Raw genomic sequence first — 24070 nt, 5'->3', positions numbered from 1 at the left:
AACGAGCGCTCTGAAACGCTCGTTGATGAATCCGATTTGTTTAACTACACAGCCAAAAATGAAACATTTTCTTCCTCGATTGACCATGGGCGTCTGGCTCGTGGGTCAAATTGCCTGCCAAACACCTGGCAGTCTTGTTAATGTTGAGCCGATAGGCAACCTCCCCGCCGAAATCACCGAAAAGGGAAAGCCCATCGGTGCGCCCGTTGCCAAATCTATCGGCCCCGAAGGTGGCACGCTGACTTCCCCCGACGGGAGCCTACAATTGACTTTTCCAGCGGGTGCGCTCAGTGCCCCTACCACCCTTCGGCTACAAATGGTAGAAAACAAAGCCGCTGGGGGTATCGGGCCAGCATTTGAAGTAACGCCCAAGGAGACAAAACTCAACAAACCTGTTTCACTCGCTTGGAAATTTGGCAAGGACGGCCTCAACGGCACCGCTACCAATGTGGTGGGTCTGGCCAGGCAGCGCGAAGACGGTGCTTGGCTTGGCAAGTCTAACCTCAAAGCAGACGTTGCTACTCAAACACTTACCGCCCCGACATTTGACCTAAAATACCCTCTCGCTTTTTATCAGAATTTTTATCTGAAATACGACGCCAGTGTGTTGGTTCCTAACCAACAAATAATGCTTACGGTGGCCTATCAACCCAACCACAGCGACAAAGAGGAGGCTGAGTCAAGAGAAACATTATTGGCTCCGCTTAAGCCGTGGGAGCCCGTTGACCATACCAACCTCAGAAACTGGCGTCTCAACGGCGAACCCGCACTGTCGGCCAACAAAGCCAATGGCTCGTTAAGTGTTCACAACAAAGGAGAAAAAGCACTTTATATCGCTCCCAGCAAAGTACCCGCCACCCACCCGATGACCATCAGTGTTGACCTAAAAACGGGAGGACGTAGTCAAATCATTTTGGTTGCTAACGTGACCGTTGCAGCGGCCAATCGAATGACCATCAATGGAAAAACCTACGAAAATCCTAAAGTTTCGGCCAATAACGACGAAAGCGGCAACAGTATTTATATCAGTATGCAAGAAGTTATGCCCCCAGATGCGAGTTATCCAGCAGGTCTAAGCGTTTCCATCAAAAATTTCAAAGGAAAAGGTACCTACACAATTGGGCCAGACGAGAACTGCCGTATGTCTGGTAAGGAGAGCGGAAAAACTGGGAAATTATTTAATTCTCAATACCTCGACCCCGTTAGTTTCGACTTGGTTTACTCCAAAGGCTCGATTACCATCACGGAATACAACGGCAAACTTGGCACCATTGCGGGTACTTTCAGCGCTACCCTCTACCATGAACCAGGTCGTTATAAACCCGTCCAAGCAGGTGCTTTCGGGGGAGAGTTTCGCACCATTGAGAATTAAGATTGGGGTAAGTCATCGCTCAAATAAACCGCTCCTTCCTTGCCTTTTCAATGGCTTCTGCTTTGGAGTGGACTTCGAGTTTCCAATAGATGTTTTTGATGTGGGTCCGGATGGTTTCTTTATCCACAAACAATTCGTCGGCAATGGTGGTGTAACTTTTTCCTTGCGCAATGCGCTCCAACACCTCCGTTTCGCGGGCGGTTAGGGGAGAATGATGATTTTTCTGGAACGACGCCACCACCATGCGGGCAATATTGGTACTCATGGGGGCGCCGCCCTGTCGTATCTCACGAATGGCCTCAATGAGACGACTGGGCGGCATGTTTTTAGTGAGGTATCCGCCCGCACCAGCGCACAGCGCTTTAAACACCAACTCATCATTTTCGTACACTGTCACCACAATAAGTTGGGTTTGAGGGCGTAGTTTTTTGGTGCGCTCAATGCCTTCTACACCGCCCATGCGCGGGAGTTCAAGGTCCATGAGCACCACGTCGGGGCGGTCGGTGCCGAGGTTGCGCAGGTAATCTTCACAATTAGAATACGAGCTAACGACCAAAAAATCTTCGGTATTGTTCAGCAAATCGGTAAATGCTTCGCGGATGAGGTGATCGTCTTCGACGAGGGAGAGGCGGATTGGCATTGTTGGAATAATTTAGTCAGAGCTAACGCCCCGTTTTGTCAGTTTTTGGGCTAAATTGTACTCCAGCCCTTACTTTTTTTCGAAATTCTATACAAGTTCCTTTGCCTTCCAGTGTTCGGATGATGGCGCTACCGCCTATTTTTTCAGCGCGGGTCTGGATGTTGGTCAGTCCGTTGCCCTGCCGGGTTTGGTCAGCGCAAAATCCCTTGCCGTTGTCTTCCCATTTGATGCTCATTTCACCGTTTTCAACGCCAAAAGTAAACGAAACGTCCGTGGCTTGGGCATGTTTGAGGGTGTTGCTGATAGCTTCTTTGAACAGCAACACTAAGTGCCGGCTTTCGCCCATGTAAAGCGTCACCGCGCGAAGCTCATCATTGAGGCCATTGACCGAAAACCGAATTCCCGTTTTATCAAATGCATCGTCGCCAAAATCTTTGAGGCGAATGGCAATCTCGTAAAAATTATCGTGTTCGGGATTGATAGCCCAAATAAAATCTTTCGTTCCTTGATACATGCGGTTGGAATTGTCACCGATTTTGGTGAGCAATGTCCCAATTTCTCCCTTGGCCTGACCGTTGAGGCGGGTTTTAATCATCTCCGTTAACAACGAAATCCGGGTCAATGTATTTCCGAATTCATCGTGCAAGTCTTGGGCGGCGAGTTTACGTACGCGCTCGTTCTCCTCCAACTTAACCCGCTCCAAGTCAAACAGATACTTAACTTTAGCCCTTACTCGATAATCGTAAAATAACTTAGATACGGTCACCAACATCAACAATGCCAACGCATAAAACCACCACGTTTGCCAAAAAGGGGGTTGGATATACAGCGGAATGCTGAGTATTTCTTTATCATTCCACAGCCCCTCGTTGTTGGCGGCTTTGACGCGCAGCGTATACTGGCCAGGGCTCAAATTAGTAAACGTCAAATAGCGACGTGTACCCGCCATAACCCATTCTTTGTCAAACCCTTCCAACTGATACGCAAATTGATTCTGGGTGGGGTTGGTATAATCTAACGCCGCCAATTCAAACGAAAAAAAATTTTCGTCGTATTTTAGGGTGATAGGCTCTTTCAACGCCAGCAGACTGTCAATATCCCATTCTTTTTCAAACTTTTTGAAGGACGTAACCGCGACTTTGGGCAAGTGCCGATTGGGCACTAATTCGGTAGGACGACAACTCAGCAACATACCGTTGCCTCCAAAAAACAACTCTCCATCGGCGCTTTGGTGAAAACCCCCAGAGTTAAATTCGCCACCGCCGAGTCCATCTTGGGCGGTATAATTGCGAAAAGTACGTTTGTCGGGGTCAAAACAAACCAAACCGCCGTTGGTAGTGAGCCATATTTTCCCTTTCGAGTCACTCAACGCCCCGTACACGAAGGCATTTAGAAGGCCTTCTTTTTCGGTAAAATGCTCAAAAGTCACCTTCCCTTTTTCTTCAATCACTCGGCTGAGCCCTTTGGTGGTACACACCCACACGCGCTGTTTAGCATCGACATGAACGTCCAATACAGTATTGTTTATCAACGATTTAGGGTCAATAGGCTTATTTTGGAATAATTGGGCAGCCCCTCCGTTGGCGGGCCATTGCACCAATCCGTTTCGCATCCCAATCCAGAGTGTGCCTTTGGTGTCCATCTGAATAGCCCCGACGTTACGCAGTTCAATTTTAGTATTTTGGGCAGCGGGTAGTTCCCGAATGATTTCGGGCGAGCCAGTCGGAGTGAATTTGGCCAGATAAGACTGAGTGCCTACCCACATTTTTTGTTGTTTGTCTTCGTAAATCCGTAAAACCCAAGGTTTTTTATTGTCGAATGAGGGCAGCACAAACGGAACAAAACGATCACGAGAGCGGTCATACCGAAGCAAACCCGCATTGCCACCTATCCACAACGTACCTTGCACATCTTCGGTGATGGTTTCGACCAAGGCATCATTGGGTAATGCGTATTTTTTAATGGTCTGAGACTGACGGTCAATTCGGTACAAATTGGCAAAAGTCCCCGTCCACAAAAACCCTTGTCGATCGGTGCCGATGCCGAAGTAACTTTTTCCAGCGGCATTTTCTTTACTAAATAGCCGTTCCCAATGCTGAAATGTATTTTTTGAACGTGAATACAACTGTACTCCCGCCTCGCGTGTACCTACCCAAACCACATCTTCGGATGCTTCTCGCCCTTCATAAATACACGTAATATGACTACTTCTGAGACCATTTTTGGCCAATAAATCTTCCTGAAAACTCCCCAGACGTACCAATTGCCGCGCGGTTGCGTCAAAACGATAACGAAAAATACCATTTCCCTGCGTTCCTATCCAAATCACACCGAGCCGGTCGGTCCAAACGGTCGAAATTTGGGCTTGGGCGGGCAAGGCTGCCGTCAGGTCTTCCCATGCACCCGTGTGGGGATTGGCCAACCCAAACTGCCCCTGAACACTCACCCACAACCCCTTACCACGCCCACTCCAGACGTGCGTAGGAGGTTGGTCAGCGTCATAAAGCGGCAAGGAGCGATTACGACTATTTTCGAAGCGTATGGTATTGCCCATCAATAGTTTATTGAGGCCTTTGGCCGTTCCTATCCATAAATTTCCATCGGCGTCAAGGGTCATACTCCCCACAAAATCGTGCGAAAGCGAATAAGCATCGTCTGCCGAATGACGGTACAAAAAATGCTGAAATTCATCTCCTTGTGGCCGCAGGCACCATAAACCTGACGACGTTCCTACCCAAATCGTATGGTTTTTATCTTCCACAATGCTCGTGACCATGCCTTGGATTTGCGGAAAATGTTGAAAAGTATGGTGGCGAAACAACCGCCTATTCAGGCCTTTGGTGGTGCCCACCCAGAGATGATGCCGCGCATCTTCGTACAAAAACGTAATGTCATCGTGCGAGAGGGTAGTAGAGTCAAACGGGTTGTGGCGGTATTTTTTGATGGTCTGTCCGTCATAACAATTGAGGCCGTCTTGTGTGCCCATCCACATCAACCCTCGGTGGTCCTGCACGATGCTACGCACTTCGTTTTGGCTCAGGCCTTCGTTGAGGGCAAGGTGATCCCAGTAGTCGGAAGGAATCACGTTGTTGGCCCAAACGACATTAGAGATGCAGATAGAAAGCAGTAACAGGTATTTTTTCATTGTTAACCTCACCGCTGCCCCTCTTCTTAAACAAGGAGAAGGGGTATACGAGTTATATTTTACAAAAGTAGGTTGGAACGCCCGTTGTTTCATTCACCCAAAATAGGGGATTATCAAAAGGGTATCCTCCTAAAACTTTGACGGGTAATTTATCCATTTTTCGTCAAATTCATTTAATACAAATCCCCCTAAAAGTTAATCTTGTTTTTACCTAAAAAAATAGCTAGGTTCGTCGACTTAAACCCCTGATGTTCAACGGCAATGAAATACCTTATTCTTTTCCTTCTGTGTACTGAGGTAATTGAAAGTGGAAGCAAAAACAACCGCACATCTCTTTCAAATGGAATTGAAAAAATCATCCGATAAAACCTTGCTTTTCACGGTTCATTATTCAGCACAAATCGCGCAAATCGTCAATGGTATCTTCCGGGTTTTATTCATTCGCATACATCGCTTTTTTGTTCAGAAAAAACTTTGCTTTGCTTAAACCTCAACACGCATAAATCATTGAAGCTGACTAGCGCTTCGTTTTTCAGCAACTAGAGAAGGGGAGCTGATGAAGTTGTTTTTGATTCTATTTGTCAATCACGGTTTTTTGGGGTGTATTGTGCCAGTGTGCAACATTCAGCCTCTCCGAGTCGTATTTAATTAAAACAAGATAGGAATCACGCAAATCAGCATTTTACATCCTTTTTGACACCCAAAACAGCGTGCTTTGTAAAGTTGCATTTCCCTTATAACTTCACCCCACCGTTTTTCGTTTATACAAGAAATACCCTTATACCCTTCTTATGCACTACCGTTTACCATTCATTCTCCTAGGGCTATCCTTTTTTTCATTGACTAGCTACGCGCAACTCAAACCATTGTATTCGGGCGAGCAACTGCAAAAAATCCACGAATCTCATAAATCCATTGAAAATCAACACCTTACCCTCAACTCCCGACTAAAAACCTTGGCTAGGCAGAACAATTGGCCTTTGCGGCAAGATTTCTCCGACGGCAGCGTAGTGATTTTGAGCGGAGTGAGCGAAACTGGGCAACCGCTCTATAACATCACAACAACCAACCGAGGGGCCGCAATCACGACCCGTACCAACGCACTCTACGATGGCGGCGGATTGGGCCTGAACCTCACGGGCGCTAGCAGCGTGATGAAAGACCGGTTGGGGATTTGGGACGGCGGTGCCGTTTTGAAAACCCACAGCGAATTGAACGGACGCATCACGCAGGTAGACAATGCAACCAGCGTAAGCAGCCACGCTACCCACGTAAGTGGCACCATGATTGCCACGGGCATCAATCCCCGGGCGCGTGGGATGGCTAACGGGGCTACCCTACTGGCCCATGACTTCAACAACGACACCCCCGAAATGGCCAATGCGGCCGCCAACTTACTCGTTTCAAACCATTCGTACGGAACACTGTCGGGATGGCGGTTGAATTCCGAGCGGCCTGGCACCGACAACAACCTTAAATGGGAATGGTACGGGGATTCGACCGTGAACAATCTTCAAGACTACAAATTCGGTTTTTACGATTCGCGCACCCGCGAATGGGACCGCATTGCTTATAATGCTCCTTATTATCTCATTGTCAATTCGGCGGGCAACGACCGGGGCACTACTGGCCCACCCGCAGGAACTGCCTATTTTTTGGGCAGTAGCAACCGTAAAAGCACCACTCCACGCACCGCCCAAACAGGATACGATTTAATCTCGACTTACGGAACCGCCAAAAACAGCCTGACGGTGGGTGCCATAAGCGTGTTGAATAATGGATATAATCAAATTTCTGACCCGCGCATTTCAAGTTTTAGCAGCTGGGGACCGACCGACGACGGGCGCATCAAACCCGACATTGTGGGGGTGGGTGTGAGCGTTTTCTCAACCACCTCCACGGGCAATAACGCCTACACAACCCTCAACGGCACGTCGATGTCGTCGCCAAATGTATCTGGCTCTATTTTTTTGTTGCAGGAATTATACCATAGCCTAAACGGTACGTTTATGCGTTCTGCCACATTAAAAGGGCTCGTATTGCATACTGCCGACGATGCGGGCAATCCTGGACCCGACTACCAATACGGCTGGGGATTGTTGGACCAACGGCAAGCTGCTGAAGTGCTACTCAACAAGGATAAATCGCATTTAATTACCGAGCGCACCTTGTTGCCCAACGAAATCTACACAACACAGGTGGTGGCCTCGGGAAAAGGACCGCTCATTGCCACCATTTGCTGGACTGACCCTGAAGCCCCTGTTTTTGCTGTCAACTCCGCCAATTTTAATAACCGTACCCCTAAGTTAATGAACGACTTAGACATCCGTATCTCCGACGGAACGACCGAATCTCTGCCCTGGGTGCTAGACCCTGAACAACCCGCCAACAACGCAACACGAGGGGATAACATTCGGGACAATGTGGAACAAATCTTGATTCCCAACGCGGTTCCGGGGCGCACCTACACCATTACTATAAAGCACAAAGGCACGTTGACCAACAACACCCAACTTTACGCACTGATTGTCAGCGGCATCGGCGGTAAGGCGTATTGTGAATCCCGGTCTATATCCGACGCAGACACTAAAATCACGAAAGTGGTACTGGGAAATGTTACACAACTTGCCAATAACGGCTGCCAAACGTACAGTGACTTTATGAGTCAAGTGGTAGCGATTTCTTCGGGGCAAAGTATTCCTTTGGAAATAAGCGTCGGCTCTTGCGGCGGAGATTTCAATAAAGTGGTAAAAGCGTTTGTTGACTGGAATTCAGACGGAGATTTTGACGATGAAAATGAAACGGTAGCTGCTTCGGCGGTCATGGGCGATGGCGTTTTTTCGACCGTACTTAAAGCGCCGTCTGGGTTAATCTTCAATAACCTGTCCCGCATACGCATCGTAACAACCGAAACCAACAATCCCGCTGCTGTAACGGCCTGCGGCACCTACACCAAGGGAGAAACGCAGGAGTTTTTAGTGCGTTTTACACGCCCCTCGCGCGATGTAATCCTATCTGCGTTGGTCACGCCTGAAAATAATTTTTGCAGCAATCAACTCAGCAACGTTACCGTTCGACTTAAAAACAACGGTTCGGAAGCGCTAACGGCTATTCCCGTTTCGGTTCAGGTATCCGAGCCATCAGGGGCCGTACTCGGAACCATTACCTCAACCCTTACACAGGCTTTAGCGGCTTTTTCGGAAGCTACATTTTCGTTGACCGCACCCTTTTTGAGTGAATTAAAACCCGCAACAAACTATACCTTTACCGTCAAAGCGCTCCTCTCCGACGATCAGGATTCGCTAAACAATACCTTAATTCAGGCACGAGCAGTGGCTGGTCTAACAACGATTACTTCGGCCACGGCTACTTACTGCGGCACCGACCCGCTATCGCTCATCGCCAAAGGCAACGGAACCGCTTTTTGGTATGATAGCCCTTCTTCTTCTCAATTTATTGCCGCCGGCAATTCAACGAGTAGCAGTATTCGTTTGCCCGGTGGGACATTTTACGTATCCCTCAACGACTTCAGCGGCACCTTAGGCCCCGCCACAAAATCCGCATTTACGGGAGGAACCTATTCGGGGAATTTCGGCCCCGCGCCGTTCATCCGCACCGAAGTACCCGTTTTATTAGAAAGCGCTCGGCTCTATACCTCCTCAGCTGGTCGATTGACGTTTACCGTATACGGTTTGGATGATAAATTTATTTCTACCACCACGATTGACGTGACCGCCAGCCGAAACCCCAACGCCCCCAATCAAGGTGCCCCGACGGGCCAAATCTCCGACGACCCCAACGACCCAGGCAAGGTATACCCACTTAATTTGCCCATTCCCGCCGCTGGAGATTATAAAATTACGATTGAGTACGAAAACGGTGCTACTATATTCCGAAGCAATGCGGGCGTATCAGGCTTTCCGTTCAGCATTCCCAATATTATTACGTTGAAAGGGGCATTGTTTGCCCAAAACGGCGGTATCGATACCCTCACCAACGCCTATTACTATTTTTATGATTTGAAGGTTAAATCGTTGGGTTGTTCAAGTGGCAGGATTCCCGTCGTGGCTCAGTCCTCCAGTAGCACTACTCCGACCATCTCGGTTACGGGAAGTACCACCATTTGCGAAGGCACGGTCATTGACCTCGCCGCCCCCGCAAACGGCGGCGCGTATCAGTGGTTTCTCAATAATCAGCCCGTCAGCGGAGCCACAAATGCTACCTTTTCGGCGGGCAATTCAGGCGTGTATACCGTGAGCACCTCGGTCAACAACTGTCTGCCTTCGGTATCATCGCCCGTGACCATCACGACCAAAAAAGCCGAAAAACCCACCATTACGACCAACGGTATCGAGCTTACATCCAGCGCAACTTCGGGCAACCAATGGTTGTTAAACGGGCTGCCGATTGCGGGTGCTACCGCCAAAACATACATGCCAACACAAACGGGCAGCTACTCGGTGAGAGGCAATGTAAATGGATGTGGCGAATTGATTTCAGACGAAGTACGGATTACAATTACGGCCGTGGATCCCGTTTCTCCGATTGCGGGGGTATATAAATTATATCCCAATCCAGCCGAAGATTTTGTTATTTTAGAATATACTTCACCGACCCCCATTTTGCAAAAAATAATGGCTTCTTTGTATGATTTACAGGGTCGTTTGATACTGAAAAAACAGATGGACGGGGATGAAAAAAAATTTAGTACACAATTTAACCTCAAAATGCTACAAAGCGGTACGTTTTTTGCTATAATTGAAGTGGAGGGTACACCAACGCGCATCATTAATGCCATCGTAAAACACTAAGTTGCGCGTCTGTACTGTGAGAGGATGTCTGCTATTTTACCCCGTAAACTATTTTTTAGTATTTCTTCGCTGATAGGTAGACTTTTAATGGTCTATCTATCAGGCATTTGTCTTTTTGTACAGGGCCAAACCATTGAAACCAGCCTAAAAATACCAGAAAACACGGCAGGTTTACGCCTCCTCGACCTCCAAAAACGCTACACCCTGAATCGCCAAAAGGCGCTGAATCTTGCCAAAAAACAGAAATGGTTTATTAGCAAAAAATATGCCAAGGGGCGCACTTTAACTTTACAGGGAGTTGATACATTTGGTATACCCGTTTATTACACTGTTCATAACATTCTGGCTTCTACAGGTACCCACACCACCAATCTCTACAAAGGCGGGGGCTTGGGGATTGACTTGAAAGGCGATTTGCCACAGCTTAATGGCACCCTTTGCCTCTGGGATGGCGGCTTACCTCGTCTTTCGCACATTGAATTTGGGGGGCGAATTCGTCAAAAAGACGGCAATACCCTACTGAGCGACCATGCCACGCATCTATCAGGAACGATGGCCGCTGCGGGTATCAATTCGCAAGTCAAAGGAATGGCGTACGCCGCTAAATTAGATGTCTGGGACTATACCGACGATTTGGTGGAAATGTCCCGCGAAGCATCAAAAATGTTGGTTTCAAACCATTCTTACGGCCCTGTTGTGGGGTGGTTTTACAATGAAAGCCGGCCAGGTAACGACCCGACTCGCAAATGGGAATGGTGGGGTAATACGAGCATCAGCACAAAAGAAGATTATCGCTTTGGGTTTTATGACGAAAAAGCGCGGGACTTGGATCAATTGGCCTACAACAACCCCTTTTACCTGATTGTAAAATCGGCCGATAACAAACGTAGCGAAACAGGCCCGCCCATCGGAACGCCTTATTTTTTACGAAATACAAACCAAACAAGTATTTTGGACCGGTACCGCAACGATGCCTACGACGTGATTCCCGCCGAAGCCAACGCCAAAAATATTTTAACCGTTGGCGGTGCAGAACTACAACTACAAAACGGCCGCATCGGTGGTTTCTCCGTCTCCGATTTTAGCGGTTGGGGGCCCACTGACGATGGCCGCATCAAACCAGATTTATTGGGCGTCGGGACAACCATCATTTCCTCCATCTCAAACGCCGACAACGCCTACGCAACCATGTCGGGTACTTCAACTGCCTCTGCCAATGTTTCGGGTACGTTGATTCTGTTACAGGAGCTTTTTTATCGTCAAAAAGCCTATTTTATGCGTTCGGCCACGTTAAAGGGACTCGTACTCCACACGGCCGACAAACCACTCAATAAATTGGGCCCAAGCTACGAATACGGCTGGGGCTTGCTCAACGCCGAAAAAGCAGCCAAAGTCCTGATTAATTCAGACAATAATCATGCAGTGCTGGAAAAATCACTTCGGCAGAATGAAACTTTCCAACAAAAAATAATCGCAACGGGCAACACTCCTTTGGTCGTAACGCTCAGTTGGACCGACCCCGAAGGTGCACCCACCAGAATTACGACCCAGACCGTAGATGACCCGGCCATCAAACTCATCAATGACCTCGATGTACGTCTAAGCGACGATGCGGGCAATACGTGGTTCCCGTGGGTACTTGACCCCGCCAATCCCGCCAAAGCAGCCACCAAGGGCGATAATATTAGGGACAATACCGAGCAAGCAGTGATTGAATCACCAACGCCCGGGAAAGTATACACGTTGACCATTCGGCACAAACGAACACTGCAAACTGGCACTCAGCCATACTCCCTGTTTATCAGCGGCATAAGCCCTCAGGATTGCAACGCCGCCGTTCAGTTAGTGGCTGGAAAAGATACCACGCTTTGCGGAAATCTGGCCCTGAAAATGCAAATCAAAGGCGACAATGGCCTGACCTATCAATGGATGAAAGACGGGCAGCTGTTTGCTACCTCCACTTCTACCTCATTGAATATTTCACAAGAAGGTGTGTATTCCGTCAAAGCCATCGGGTATCAATGTTCAGCCCAATCCAAAGCCATCAATGTCCGTGTTTCTACACTGACTGCTCAAATCAGCCCTTCAGGAAGTTTTGCTATCTGCACAGGCAAAGCGGTACGGCTGACGGCAAATGAAGGTTTGGGCTACCGCTATCAATGGCAGCGCAACGGCACTGCTATCGCAGGTGCTACCACATCGGTTCTTACCCCAACAGAACCCGGAACCTATAGCGTCATCATTCGAAGCAACAGCTGCATTGCCATTTCAAAGCCGACTCAGTTACTTTCAGCCCTTCAACAGCCCGTAATTTCAACCACCGATGGCACCCTCATCCCTCCGAAAGGGAGCATTAGGCTTACAACCATTACGGGCGAAAGAATGACTTACCGCTGGTTTTTAAACGACAATGCCATTGCGACCGCAACCGGAGCGCGGCTGACCGCCTCATTACCCGGGAAATATACGGTTGAAATTACCCAAAACGGGTGTTCAATTATGTCTGCCCCCCTCATCCTGATCAACGTTCCGTACCCAACAAATACCCCCGCCACCGTTCCGGAAATATTGATTGTGAAGGAAAACCTATCGATTTTTCCAAACCCTGCCGTTCATACCCTGACCGTCGCGTATGCATCCGACAACACGTACGATTTAACGGCACACATTGTAACGCTAGACGGTGTTAAACTCGCGGGCAAACTATTATACGATAACGGCAGTGTATTTCTGAATCAGTTTGATGTGTCAGAACTCCCACCAGGTAAGTACTTCATTCAGGTCAGCGACGGGCGGCGCTCCATTGCCAAACCTTTTGTGAAGCAATGACGTTTTGCGGGTATGAATCATGCCATCGAACTTAGTGTTTTATCGCCCATGGCCTCGGTCGAATCTATGCTTGAGGCTTTTGGAGCCGTGCAGCAAAATGGGTTTGCCACATTGACTGTCCCTCCTTTTTGGGTCAAAAAATTACATCGCGATTGGCCTGAATCCACCCAAGCTATTTTATCGACCGTGATTGGGTATCCTCTGGGCTACCAACGCACCGAAACCAAGCAAACCGAAACTGAATGTGCCCTTAACGACGGCGCGCGCGAAATTCAGGTGGTTATGAATACATCGGCTTGGTTTTCGAATTCAAACGGTTGGCCCAAAGTGGAATTTGCCAAACTCGCCAAACTGATTCACCAACGAGAAGCTATTTTTACGGTAATTATCGAAACCGATTTTTTTGACGAGCCTAGCCTCATTCGCGCCCTCAAAACTGCTGCCGACGCAGGAGCGGATTACATACAAAATACCACCGGATTTTTCCAAAAATCATTTGACCTAGAAAAAGCGTTGCGCTTCAAGCAGCTCACTCCCGCCCGAGTTGGCTGCAAAGTTTGGGCTGAGGGTGCCACAAACGAAGATTTTACGAAACTCTTGGAACACGGAGCGGAAAGGCTATGTTTGCCTTTTGGAAGCTAACGTACCTAATTTGTCCTTTTTGTTTCTGGAAAATTTTCATGCCTGTTATTTCAACCAATACCCACCGTCCGCCTTCGTGGTTGCCCAATGGACATTACCAGAGCATCTATCCTGCTCTTTTTCGGACCATCAATCCTTCCTATCAACGCGAGCGTCTTACCACGCCCGACGATGATTTTTTAGATATAGACTGGAGTTTTTCAAAAAAGAACAAAACAACCGATAAAAAAGAAACTGTCAATCTACCTACTTCATTACCTCCTTTGGTGATTCTGTCGCATGGGTTGGAAGGAAGCAGCACCCGGCAGTACGTAACGGGAATGGTGAAATTTCTGACCACCAACGGATTTGATTGTTTGGCCTGGAATTACCGAAGTTGCAGTGGCGAAATAAACCGCCAACTGCGATTTTACCACAGCGGTGAAACCACCGATTTGGAGTTTGTGATTCAATACGCCCTCGCCAAAGGCTACACCGAAATCAACCTGATGGGATTTAGTTTGGGGGGAAATGTGACGTTGAAATACGTCGGCGAAAACGGAGCTAATATTAATCCTGCCATCAAAAAAGCGGTGGCCTTCAGCGTGCCGATGGATTTATTGGCTTGTAGCCGCAACATCGAAAAACCCGAAAATAAAATCTATTTGTGGCGATTCTTAAAATCGCTAAAGCCCAAAGTAGCGGCCAAAGCCCAACAATATCCCGAGCATTTTGATTTAAAGAAGTGGAAAAGCATCAAAACATTCTGGGATTTTGACCACGTTTACACTGGACCGCTGCATGGGTTTGAAGGTGCTGATGATTATTACCAGAAAAGCAGCTCCAAAGGTTTTATTCACGCAGCGGCCATCCCAACGCTCATCGTCAATGCCATCAACGACCCTCTGGTGCCCTACCAAAGCCTACCTGCCGATGTAATTGCAAATATGCCCAACGTGTGGCTGGAACTCACGCAGTCGGGCGGGCATTGTGGTTTTAGGCCCGATACCTTTAGCCACAAAGACGCGTATTGGTCGGAAGTTAGGGCGTTAACATTTCTTACTGAGGCATGAATGCGCTGATTCTGGCGGGCGGGCGCAGTACGCGGATGGGTACTGACAAAAGCCTATTGACCTACCATCATCAACCCCAATGGCGCTATTTATATGAATTGCTGACGCCGTACTGTTCTACCGTTCTTATCTCCTGCCGAGCCGACCAAAAAGACAATTTTGACAGTTTCGCCTGCTTGATTGATAACCGTGAAATCGGGCCGTTGGGGGGGATTTTGTCGGCGTTTGAACATAGTCCAAACGAAGCATGGCTGGTCGTGGCTTGTGATATGCCTTTTGTGTCGCCAGAAACGATTGCTTTTTTGGTCAGTCATCGCAAGCTCAATCAAATAGCAACGGCCTTTCAACACCCCGAATCCCTATTTCCTGAACCTTTATTAACCATCTGGGAGCCTGAAAGTTACGCATTCATACAAGCACAATTTCAGCAAAACCGCTTTTCGCCACGGCAAATTCTAAAAAAAGCCAACGTCCATTTGCTCCCCTGCCCTACACCCCGTTGGCTCCAAAACATCAACACACCAGAAGATTTCAAAAATACAACTGGGCAATGATTTCGACGGATTGAAAATACCCGTTCTACACCGTTCATAAAAAAGCATAGACGTTATTTTCCGTTGCCTAAAAAGGCTTTCATTAATTAGTAAACGGCCATTTTTTTCGCCTTAACTACCTTATTTTTGAAAAAAACAACGCTATGTTTAAAGCCATCCTTGTTGACGACGAACGCATGAGCCTTGAAGTTCTGGCCATCAAATTGCGTAAAGTTGCCCCCGAAATCAACATTTTAAGCACTTTCCAGTCGCCCGAGGAGGCGGTTGTGGGTATTCGACAACTAAAACCTGATGTGCTTTTTTTGGACATTGAAATGCCGCTGATGGATGGTTTTACGCTTTTACGTCAATTAGAACCTTATTCGTTTGAAGTTATTTTTACCACGGCCTATAACCAATACGCCATTGAAGCCATTCGTCAGAGTGCGCTAGATTTTTTGTTGAAGCCCGTTCGAGAAATTGAACTCAGCTCCGCACTGCAACGCCTTGAAAAAAAACGCCACAGCCAACAGGCATCTCACAACGAAAGCCTAGCTTTGTCTTCGTTACAGTTCAATAAAATCGCCATTCCCTCTTTGAAAGGCGTCACGTTTGTGCCCATTCAGGACATCGTTTGGCTCGAATCAGATAGTAATTACACGGTTTTTCACCTCGCTGCTACCGGAATGCCCCCTCGTAAACTGGTGGCATCGCGCACGCTTAAAGAATTTGAACACATGCTTGCCTCAGCTCACTTTTTACGCGTCCATCGTTCGGCCGTGATTAACCTATTGCGGGTCAAAGAATACGTACGCGGAGAAGGAGGCACTGTGCTGATGGACGATGGCTCGGAAGTAGAAATTTCACGGAATGAGAAAAAAGGATTTTTGGAAAAACTGGGGTTATAATCTTTGTTCATTTACAGGATTATGTACTTTTATTCCTTCAAAACCACCTAATTCTGTTTTTTTATGCCGCAGTCACGCACCAATATTTCTTCGGGCTCTCCGTGGGAGGCCACCGTGGGGTATTCAAGAGCCGTCAAAATCGGCGCTGTCATTGAAATCAGCGGAACCGTCGCCGTTGAAGATGGCCAAGTAGTAGGATTGGAAGACCCCTACGTCCAAACCAAAGTTATTCTCAAAAAAATTGAGGCTGTATTGGCCGAAGCGGGCGCTTCGCTCAAAGACGTGGTACGTACCCGTATTTTTGTAACTGACATTTCTCAGTGGGAAGCCGTTGGTCGGGCGCATGGCGAGTTTTTTGGGGAGATTCGGCCGTGTACCACGATGGTAGAAGTATCTCGTTTAATTGCCCCCGAATACATGGTGGAAATTGAAACTACCGCAATTCTTGAAAATTAACCCCAAGACTTTTAAAACAAAGCGGGGGAAGCTTTCGCCTCCCCCGAATGTTTAAATATATTGGCTGCCTAGCTGCTTGGCATCCGCCACAAAGTCTCTGACTCGCTGCTCTTCGTCAATTTTACAAATCATGAGTACACCGTCGTTTTCGGCGATGATGTATCCATCCAGCCCTTGCACCACCACGAGCTTATCTTTAGGTGTCTTTATAATACAATTCCCTGTATTATAAAGCTTTATATTACCCTCAGTGGCATTTTGCTGAGCATCTTTCGGCGAAATATCGTAGAGCGATTTCCACGTTCCCAAATCTGACCAGCCAAAATCACTTAAAACAACGTAGACATTCTGGGCCTTTTCCATGATGCCCACGTCGATAGAGACGTTTCTACAAAGCATATACGCTTTATCAATAAAGGTTTTTTCCTGCTCGGTATAGTAATCTTGCTCGCCCGCCATAAATACCTCCGCTACTTCGGGCAAATAAGCCGCGAATGCATTAATAATGGCCTGGACATTCCACACGAATATCCCTGCATTCCAGACGAAATCACCACTTTCTAGAAATTTAACCGCAATTTCCAATTGAGGTTTTTCGGTAAACGTTTTTACTTTTTTGGTCTCACTTTCGGAAGGTATGAACTGAATGTAGCCATAGCCCGTATCGGGACGAGTGGGTTGAATGCCGAGCGTAATCAGAATTTCTTCTTTTCCAGCCGCCTCAAGTGCAAAAAGAATTTTTTCACGAAATATTTCTTCTTTCAGAATAATATGATCGGAAGGAGCCACCACCACCCTAGCCTGAGGGTCTTTTTTGGCAATCTTATAACACGCATAAGCAATACACGGGGCGGTATTGCGGCGATTAGGTTCCAGCAAGATTTGATCGTCTGTCAGGAATGGAACTTGTTTTTTAATCAAATCATAGTATTCGGCACTGGTCACGATGTAGATGTTTTCGGGAGGGCAAACCCCTTCAAAACGACTTACGGTTTGTTGAAGCAGTGTTTTTCCAGTTCCCAATACATCATGAAACTGCTTGGGGTTGTTGTTTCGACTGAAAGGCCAGAACCGTGTTCCAGCACCGCCTGCCATGATAATTACAAAATTGTGATTCATAAGCGATGAGTGATGTGAAGCGTTAATAGTTGACAGGAAAAGTACTGTATTCAGACGATAAATCCCCTTTTACGTTACATTTTCTGGTTTATTTTTGCTCTTGTTGGATATAGTTTTCAACTCGTAAAGCTACATTTTCCCGGATACTTTGCCAAAAAAGGTTTATGTCGGCCGAATGCCACACTTTATTCCGTATCAAAGACCTCCCTTTTACGTAGGGTTTGTTAATCCACAAGAGCCCTTGGTGAACCTGCGCATCAGCCAATTGTGGCACAAACGTAAACTTTAGGCCCACACCACCTTTGTTCAGGCTTTGAGAAGCATATTCTTCGGTTAAACGCCACGTCAGCGGATTGGTGCAAGCCGCAGTAGAAAAGTGATTGGGAACGTACTTGTCGGGAAAAAAGCCGCGCAAATACGTGTGCCACGAGGCAAAACCACCTACTTCTTCGGGAGTCTTTGCTGGTTTAATGGTTTTAAATTCATCGGGCTGGGCAGGCACCCCCGTGATGTCTCCTACCAAATAGGCAAACACTAGTTTTTGTCGGAGCGGGCTGTCATCAAAAAAATCCTTCAGCAAGCGTTTGGCGTGGGCGGTTCCTTGGCTATGCGAAGCAATGACGATGGGACGGCCCTGATGAAAATTTTGTAAATAATACTCAAACGCAGCTTTCACATCAGAATACGCCAAATCCATTGCTTTTTGTTTTTCCAGTTGGTTTTTCGTCACAAAGCTGTAGTAATGCGCCTGACGATAACGGGGCGCGTACACTTTGCAAGAACCATTGAAGACCGAAGCCTGATTGAGAATGGTGGAGTTGTCCACCTTTTGATTCAACGCTGCATCATTTACATCGGCATTCCACTCAAAAGCGCCGATGGTTGGTTGCTGCGTATAAATTGTAGGGTGAATAAAAAAAACATCTGCTTTTGCGAATGCTTGTCCATCTTTGAGACCCGACTTCAGAGGCACACTATCGGCGGCATCTTTTACCGTGGGCAGGGCCGCCCAGTAGAGTGATTTAGCATAATCGGGAGCAGCGGGAACATTCTCTAAAACGTACTGACTTTGTAACGTCACTGATTTTGAACACCCGGCTACAATCACTAAAAGGGCTGTAAAAAGTACCGATGGAAGAGATTTTAGTTGATTCATTATTGTACTTTTCTAATAATTATGCGTGCATAACAATTTTTTTTATGAATATAGGAAGAAAAAATTGTAACCTATTTTCAAAAGAACGAATATTACACAAAATTACGAATGAGTTACACCCAAAAACAACTTTAAACCTATGGATAAAATTTTAAGAAATGCCATACTATATTCTGTGGCATGGTTAATGAGCGCAGGCATAGTATTGGCTCAAACAAAAGTCGCCGGAAATGTAACGGATGCAACAACGCGTGATGGATTGGTGGGAGTGAGCATTCAAGTGAAAGGAAAGGTGGTTGGAACTATTTCGGACGCAAAAGGTAATTTTTCATTGACTACCAATACCCCCACACCTTTTATTTTGGTCGTCACGTCTGTTGGGTTTGAAACCCAAGAAGTACAAATTAACGGCGATCGCACGGACCTCAAAATTGTCCTCAAAGAGCAGGCATTGATTGGTCAGGAAGTAGTTGTATCGGCTTCTCGGGTCGAGGAAAGCGTTTTGAAATCGCCCGTGAGTATTGAGAAAATGGACATTCGTAACGTCCGTGAAACCCCAGCAGCTAACTTTTATGATGCCATTCGTAACCTAAAAGGGGTAGAAGTGAGCACTCAATCATTGATGTTTAGTTCTGTTAATACGCGTGGATTTTCAGGAAATGGCAATACACGCGTGGTACAAATGATTGACGGAATAGACAATCAGGCTCCGGGGCTCAACTTTGCCGTAGGCAACATAGTTGGGATTTCCGAACTTGATTTAGAAAGTGTTGAACTTCTTCCTGGATCTGCTTCTGCTTTGTATGGCCCCAATGCCATCAATGGATTGTTATTGATGAACAGTAAAAATCCATTTCTTTATCAAGGAGTAAGTGCTTACACAAAATTGGGCTTGATGAGCGCCGATAATCGCTCCACCAAAACTACGCCTTTTTATGATGTAGCTTTTCGGTATGCCAAAGCCTTCAATAATAAATTCGCCTTCAAACTCAATGTTGGCTACATCACTGCTCAAGATTGGCAAGTGAATGATTATCGCGACCAAAGTTTTCGAGGAACTACCCCTGACAATGGAACTCGCAGTAATCCTGGGTATGACGGCATAAACGTTTATGGAGATGAGAATTCAAGCGGTGCTGGCTTAGCGAGTTTACGTGGCACATTCGGCCAGTTACTTGGAATACCTCTTGCTCAATTAAACGCTATCAGCGCTCCATTGGCTCAACTGGTTGGCGGTATTAATCAGTTTTCTACTGCTACGGGTATTCCAAGCTCGCAGTTGATAAACGATATTTTGCTTCCTAATGTAGCCGTATCGCGTACAGGCTACAATGAGTTTGATTTAGTGAACTATACCACAAAAAGTTTGAAATTAAATGGTGCATTACACTATCGTATTAACGATAAAGTAGAAGCCATCGTTCAGGCCAACTGGGGAGCGGGGTCAACAGTATATACTTCTTCAGACCGGTATCAGCTCAAGAATTTTACAATGGGATTGTATAAAGCTGAATTGAGAGGATCTAACTTCTTTGTTCGTGGCTACATGACCGCCGAAAACTCGGGAGATACCTATGCCGCTGGTTTGCTCGGCACCTACATCAATGAAGCGTGGAAACCAAGTGTACCACCGGCGTCAGCGGGTTTAGCAGGCTTGGCGCAAGGGTGGTATCCACAATATGCCCTTACGTATGCTGGTGGTGCATTCCAAACTTTTGTACCTGCTTTTCAAGCAGCATTGAGGGCTGGGCAAACCCCACAAGCTGCTTATGCTACTGCCTTAGGTACAGTTAATTCAAACGCTGGCGCATTGCATACCGCAGCTCGCGGTGTGGCAGACCAAGGCCGTGTTTTGCCAGGAGATCCGCGCTTCGACCAAATTGCGGCTCAGGTAAAAGCCAATGCCATTCCAAGCGGAGCCTTATTTGTAGATCGTACCCGGTTGTACCACGCTGAAGCCATGTATAATTTCAATGAAGTAATTGATCCTAAAGTAGTTGAAATTATTGTAGGGGGAAATTTTCGAAAATATGCATTGAATTCTAATGGTACACTATTTTTGAAGAAATCAGATGGGAGCGAGTTCAGCATTAACGAATTTGGAGGATATACTCAAGTGAGTAAAAATTTCAATGATGTATTTAAGTTGACGGGTTCTGTTCGTTATGATAAAAATGAAAATTTTGCTGGCCAATGGAGTCCACGTATCTCGGCGGTTTACACTGTCAATAAAAACCACAACATCCGGGCTTCTTACCAAACAGGTTTCAGAATTCCGACCAACCAAAACCAATACATCAATCTTAATACGCCCGTATCTTTATTGATTGGTGGGTTACCTGCGCTCTGGGACAATTACAAACTTCGGGAGGGAGCTGGCTCTGTTAATATTGCTACTGGTCAGGCATGGAGTTTTCCAGAATTCAAACCTGAACGCGCTTTGAGTTTTGAAGTGGGATACAAAGGAATGATTGCCAAAAAATTGTTGATAGATGTATATTATTACAACACCACAATGAAAAACTACATCGGTGGTGTTTTACTAAGAAACGCGGCTATTCCGCAAGTGATATCAATGTCAACAAATTATACAGGAGATATTAAGACACAAGGTTTTGGTTTAGGGTTTGATTATTTATTACCCAAAAACTATACTTTAGGCTTTAACCTTTCCAATAATACCCTTGATGCGGGCGGCGTCAAGATGTTTAGTGGAGAGAAAAATCGCAACGTGCTGGATGACGGTTTTCAAGTGGGATACAACACCCCTAAATATCGACACAATATAACATTTGGGAATCGTAATTTAGGCAACTCAGGTTGGGGCTTCAATGTAGTATGGCGTCATCAGACAGCATTTGATTGGTTGGACCTCCTTCAACCTGCTTTGGCCCGACAGCCCCAGAACAGTACTCAACTTACCATACCAGCATTCGGTACTTTAGATGCCCAAGTGAGCAAGAAAGTTTCTTCTATTAAATCAATTTTTAAGATTGGTGGCACTAATCTATTAGGAACTCAATACCGCACAGGCTGGGGAAATCCAGTTGTTGGTTCGATGTACTATGTTTCACTTACTTTTGATGAATTATTAAATAAATAGCGCCTAAACAACGCTCTTATTTTTACAAACAAAAAAGGCTCCGCTCGGAGCCTTTTTTGTTTGTGTACAGTTTCCTACTTTCCAAGTTTCTAAAACTTGGAAAGTATTCTGCTCTTGTAGCATTAATTGCCCCCACCAGTGCCTTTGGTACCAGTAGCTACTATAGGTGGCGGAATGGTAAGCGCTGTGCCGTTGCCAGCTTGGTCGGCTCCGATGTCTGGTTTTGCACCTCTTGCCCCGCCGTCGTAGTCTTTTTCTACCAAAGTCCCCAGTGCTTTTCCTATACCGATGCAAGGGCTGCCCGCGGTGAGGTGGTATTGACCGTCGAGTTTAGGGTCAACGTTGATGCTGCTTGCATCAAATTTAGATTGGGTTTTCCAGTTTGCAAAACCCTCAAATTCAGTATAATCATCATCAGACTTATCAATTCTGAAAGTGAGCGTTCCGGGTTTGAAATAAACGTTATTGCTCAATTCGTTGGTCCCTTGGGGAATTCCCCGCAAGCGGGCAATATAGCCTTTGGCAGCGGCGGTTTGTACAAAAATATTATTAGAAATTTTAAGGTCTTTGCAATTTGGGTATTGATCGCCTTTGGGTGTGCCATAAATTTCGCCCCGGGCAATCATCAAGGCTGCGCTTGCTTCCTGCGCTACGTTGATGAGCGTATTGTTATAGACTTGAGCATTAAGTGCCGCATAGAGTCCAATCCCTTCCCATTTAGTATTGACCACAATATTGTTCCGGATAATGATGTTTATGCTTTCAAAATACGTAGGGTTAGAGATTGTATTGAACCACTCCGCATCAGTATCCAAGTAGCCCGCTACCAATCCACCCTCGCCGCAATTCATGATGAGATTTTGCTCAAAAATGCAATCTTTTGCCCCTCCTTTAGCGTACAGCGCGTTGGTGGCGATGTCGTGAAAATAGCAATTACGAACCGTCATATTGGAGCCGTTTACGTTGTCAATTCCTTCGGCATTTTGCGCCGATATGTTGGCTGGCCCCACGCCAGAGCGGTAAATTTCGCAGTTAAGGACCTGAATATTCTGGCATCCTGGCGTAATTTTGATACAATCGCGGCCTGTATCGTGGATTTTGCAGTTCAAGATTTTAATATTACGTACCCCTCTCCGCTTGTCAAAAGGTACGCTTCGGTCATCGTCCCAGTTGCTTTCAAATTTAATTCCGTAGTAATACCCCCCAATAATTTCTACGTTTTCAATGGTTATATTTTCACTCTCTGGTTCTCTAAACCAGAGGCAGCTGGAAATATCTTCCACCGTCATTATCGCTTTGATAACTGCCCACTCACCCGGATAGGAATGCAGATTGATATTGGAAGTTCTGAACTTTACTTCTTCGCTCAGGTGGATACCACCACGCAGAATGATTTCCAAACCTTTGGCGGGGTCGGCAACGTCAGCGGCTTTTTGGATGGTTTTGAAAGGCTTCCCTTCACTGCCATCATTGGAGTCGCTGCCGTTGGGTGAGACATACACCTTTCCACTGAGGGTCTGCCCGCCATTATTTCCTGGGTCGCTGCAACTTGGCGGCTCCTGTGGGCAGCCGCAGGCAGTAGGGTCAGCGTCGCATTCGTCGGTTTCAACTTCCGCTTTTTTACAACCTTCAATGATCGAAAAAAGGGAAATGAGGGCAAAGAATAGTAGCTTTTTCGCATCCATATCAGATACAATCTTATTGTTTTTGGCGATTAAGGGTAACGGTTACTTTTTTATCAAAACGCGGGTCTGCACTACTCCAAAACGAAGATTTATTGGGTCGACGAAAACTGAAATTCAGCGTCAAGCTCATTGAATCATCGCGCCAATTGTTAGGGTCAGAATCGTTGATGTAAAAGTTATTAATTGGCAACATTTTCGTCTCATCCGTAATAAAATCAAGGGTAAACAAATGATAGTCATCCTTATTCACGCCTCCCCACAACTCATAACTTTCCTTACCTAACTTACTCTCAACCAACGCAACACCCTCAAAATTTCGGCGGGCCGAAGAACCTCGCCGACGGCGGCTCTTTCGCGCTGCCTTCTCCCATCGTTCTTCATCGGTGATTGGCACAAAAATTTCTAATGCAAGCTTTTTAGCCACCCCATCCGGATCAGTAAAGCGGCCTTGCCATTTCCCTACGAGTAGTTTGGCGTTTTCGTCGCGACTATAAGCCCACGGTCGGTCTTTGAGATCGGAGTAGTAGCTGTAATAGTATTTACATTCATACACTCCCCAACTTAATGCTGCCAAAACACCCAAAAAAAGCAATAGCTTTATACTCTTTGTCATTGATTA

At 46.5% G+C, this 24070-nt stretch carries 15 protein-coding genes; 9 read left to right on the top strand and 6 right to left on the bottom strand.

Annotation, left to right across the window (positions count from 1 at the left end):
* The first annotated feature begins 58 nt into the window (after positions 1-58).
* Positions 59-1372 carry a hypothetical protein gene (locus GVN20_RS12140; RefSeq protein WP_166558576.1) on the top strand — a complete coding sequence of 438 codons (1314 nt, stop codon included), beginning with the start codon at positions 59-61 and terminating at the stop codon, positions 1370-1372.
* A gap of 19 nt (positions 1373-1391) precedes the next feature.
* Here the strand turns inward: GVN20_RS12140 and GVN20_RS12135 are convergent, their stop codons facing one another.
* A complete protein-coding gene (locus tag GVN20_RS12135) occupies positions 1392-2012 on the bottom strand; it encodes a response regulator transcription factor (RefSeq protein ID WP_166558575.1) in 621 nt (206 codons plus the stop codon).
* Positions 2013-2034: 22 nt separating this feature from the next.
* Positions 2035-5157 (bottom strand): two-component regulator propeller domain-containing protein, encoded by a 3123-nt coding sequence (locus GVN20_RS12130; protein ID WP_166558574.1) that lies wholly within the window; start codon positions 5155-5157, stop codon positions 2035-2037.
* A gap of 791 nt (positions 5158-5948) precedes the next feature.
* Here GVN20_RS12130 and GVN20_RS12125 point away from each other — a divergent pair.
* The 7 genes from GVN20_RS12125 (at position 5949) to GVN20_RS12095 (ending at position 16388) form a co-directional block, all read left to right on the top strand.
* Entirely contained in the window at positions 5949-9968 is a 4020-nt protein-coding gene (locus GVN20_RS12125; RefSeq protein WP_166558573.1) for a S8 family serine peptidase, read from the top strand.
* Positions 9969-10055: 87 nt separating this feature from the next.
* Complete coding sequence (locus GVN20_RS12120; RefSeq protein WP_166558572.1) at positions 10056-12797, top strand: S8 family serine peptidase; 2742 nt, start codon at positions 10056-10058, stop codon at positions 12795-12797.
* A 12-nt stretch (positions 12798-12809) separates the two neighbouring features.
* Complete coding sequence (locus tag GVN20_RS12115; protein WP_166558571.1) at positions 12810-13439, top strand: deoxyribose-phosphate aldolase; 630 nt, start codon at positions 12810-12812, stop codon at positions 13437-13439.
* Between the two features lie 38 nt (positions 13440-13477).
* Positions 13478-14491, top strand: a complete 1014-nt coding sequence (locus GVN20_RS12110) for a YheT family hydrolase (protein ID WP_166558570.1) — start codon at positions 13478-13480, stop codon at positions 14489-14491.
* Positions 14488-15045, top strand: coding sequence for a molybdenum cofactor guanylyltransferase (locus tag GVN20_RS12105; protein ID WP_166558569.1), 558 nt, complete (start codon positions 14488-14490; stop codon positions 15043-15045). The genes GVN20_RS12110 and GVN20_RS12105 overlap by 4 nt, the downstream gene beginning before the upstream one ends.
* A 143-nt stretch (positions 15046-15188) precedes the next feature.
* A complete protein-coding gene (locus GVN20_RS12100; protein ID WP_166558568.1) occupies positions 15189-15932 on the top strand; it encodes a LytTR family DNA-binding domain-containing protein in 744 nt (247 codons plus the stop codon).
* 63 nt (positions 15933-15995) lie between these two features.
* Entirely contained in the window at positions 15996-16388 is a 393-nt protein-coding gene (locus tag GVN20_RS12095; protein WP_166558567.1) for a RidA family protein, read from the top strand.
* Positions 16389-16439: 51 nt separating this feature from the next.
* Here GVN20_RS12095 and GVN20_RS12090 read toward each other — a convergent pair whose 3' ends face one another.
* Positions 16440-17507, bottom strand: coding sequence for a mannose-1-phosphate guanylyltransferase (locus GVN20_RS12090; protein WP_166558566.1), 1068 nt, complete (start codon positions 17505-17507; stop codon positions 16440-16442).
* Between the two features lie 88 nt (positions 17508-17595).
* On the bottom strand, positions 17596-18663 hold the full coding sequence (locus GVN20_RS12085) for a DUF3089 domain-containing protein (protein WP_166558565.1): 1068 nt from the start codon (positions 18661-18663) through the stop codon (positions 17596-17598).
* Positions 18664-18802: 139 nt separating this feature from the next.
* Between GVN20_RS12085 and GVN20_RS12080 the strand changes: the two genes are divergently transcribed.
* Positions 18803-21766, top strand: coding sequence for a TonB-dependent receptor domain-containing protein (locus GVN20_RS12080; RefSeq protein WP_166558564.1), 2964 nt, complete (start codon positions 18803-18805; stop codon positions 21764-21766).
* 122 nt (positions 21767-21888) lie between these two features.
* Here the strand turns inward: GVN20_RS12080 and GVN20_RS12075 are convergent, their stop codons facing one another.
* Together GVN20_RS12075 and GVN20_RS12070 are read right to left on the bottom strand one after the other, a co-directional pair.
* Positions 21889-23451, bottom strand: a complete 1563-nt coding sequence (locus GVN20_RS12075; RefSeq protein WP_166558563.1) for a right-handed parallel beta-helix repeat-containing protein — start codon at positions 23449-23451, stop codon at positions 21889-21891.
* A 13-nt stretch (positions 23452-23464) separates the two neighbouring features.
* Complete coding sequence (locus GVN20_RS12070; RefSeq protein ID WP_166558562.1) at positions 23465-24064, bottom strand: hypothetical protein; 600 nt, start codon at positions 24062-24064, stop codon at positions 23465-23467.
* Positions 24065-24070 lie beyond the last annotated feature (6 nt).

The sequence above is a fragment of the Runella sp. CRIBMP genome (assembly GCF_009905605.1).
GTDB lineage: Bacteria > Bacteroidota > Bacteroidia > Cytophagales > Spirosomataceae > Runella.
This window is presented reverse-complemented; position numbering and strand designations above follow the sequence as displayed.

Excerpts from the sequence above, each read along its gene's own strand:
- GVN20_RS12140 (WP_166558576.1), top strand. The coding sequence starts at position 59 with ATGAAACATTTTCTTCCTCGATTGACCATGGGCGTCTGGCTCGTGGGT.
- GVN20_RS12135 (WP_166558575.1), bottom strand. The coding sequence starts at position 2,012 with ATGCCAATCCGCCTCTCCCTCGTCGAAGACGATCACCTCATCCGCGAA.
- GVN20_RS12130 (WP_166558574.1), bottom strand. The coding sequence starts at position 5,157 with ATGAAAAAATACCTGTTACTGCTTTCTATCTGCATCTCTAATGTCGTT.
- GVN20_RS12125 (WP_166558573.1), top strand. The coding sequence starts at position 5,949 with ATGCACTACCGTTTACCATTCATTCTCCTAGGGCTATCCTTTTTTTCA.
- GVN20_RS12120 (WP_166558572.1), top strand. The coding sequence starts at position 10,056 with ATGGTCTATCTATCAGGCATTTGTCTTTTTGTACAGGGCCAAACCATT.
- GVN20_RS12115 (WP_166558571.1), top strand. The coding sequence starts at position 12,810 with ATGAATCATGCCATCGAACTTAGTGTTTTATCGCCCATGGCCTCGGTC.
- GVN20_RS12110 (WP_166558570.1), top strand. The coding sequence starts at position 13,478 with ATGCCTGTTATTTCAACCAATACCCACCGTCCGCCTTCGTGGTTGCCC.
- GVN20_RS12105 (WP_166558569.1), top strand. The coding sequence starts at position 14,488 with ATGAATGCGCTGATTCTGGCGGGCGGGCGCAGTACGCGGATGGGTACT.
- GVN20_RS12100 (WP_166558568.1), top strand. The coding sequence starts at position 15,189 with ATGTTTAAAGCCATCCTTGTTGACGACGAACGCATGAGCCTTGAAGTT.
- GVN20_RS12095 (WP_166558567.1), top strand. The coding sequence starts at position 15,996 with ATGCCGCAGTCACGCACCAATATTTCTTCGGGCTCTCCGTGGGAGGCC.
- GVN20_RS12090 (WP_166558566.1), bottom strand. The coding sequence starts at position 17,507 with ATGAATCACAATTTTGTAATTATCATGGCAGGCGGTGCTGGAACACGG.
- GVN20_RS12085 (WP_166558565.1), bottom strand. The coding sequence starts at position 18,663 with ATGAATCAACTAAAATCTCTTCCATCGGTACTTTTTACAGCCCTTTTA.
- GVN20_RS12080 (WP_166558564.1), top strand. The coding sequence starts at position 18,803 with ATGGATAAAATTTTAAGAAATGCCATACTATATTCTGTGGCATGGTTA.
- GVN20_RS12075 (WP_166558563.1), bottom strand. The coding sequence starts at position 23,451 with ATGGATGCGAAAAAGCTACTATTCTTTGCCCTCATTTCCCTTTTTTCG.
- GVN20_RS12070 (WP_166558562.1), bottom strand. The coding sequence starts at position 24,064 with ATGACAAAGAGTATAAAGCTATTGCTTTTTTTGGGTGTTTTGGCAGCA.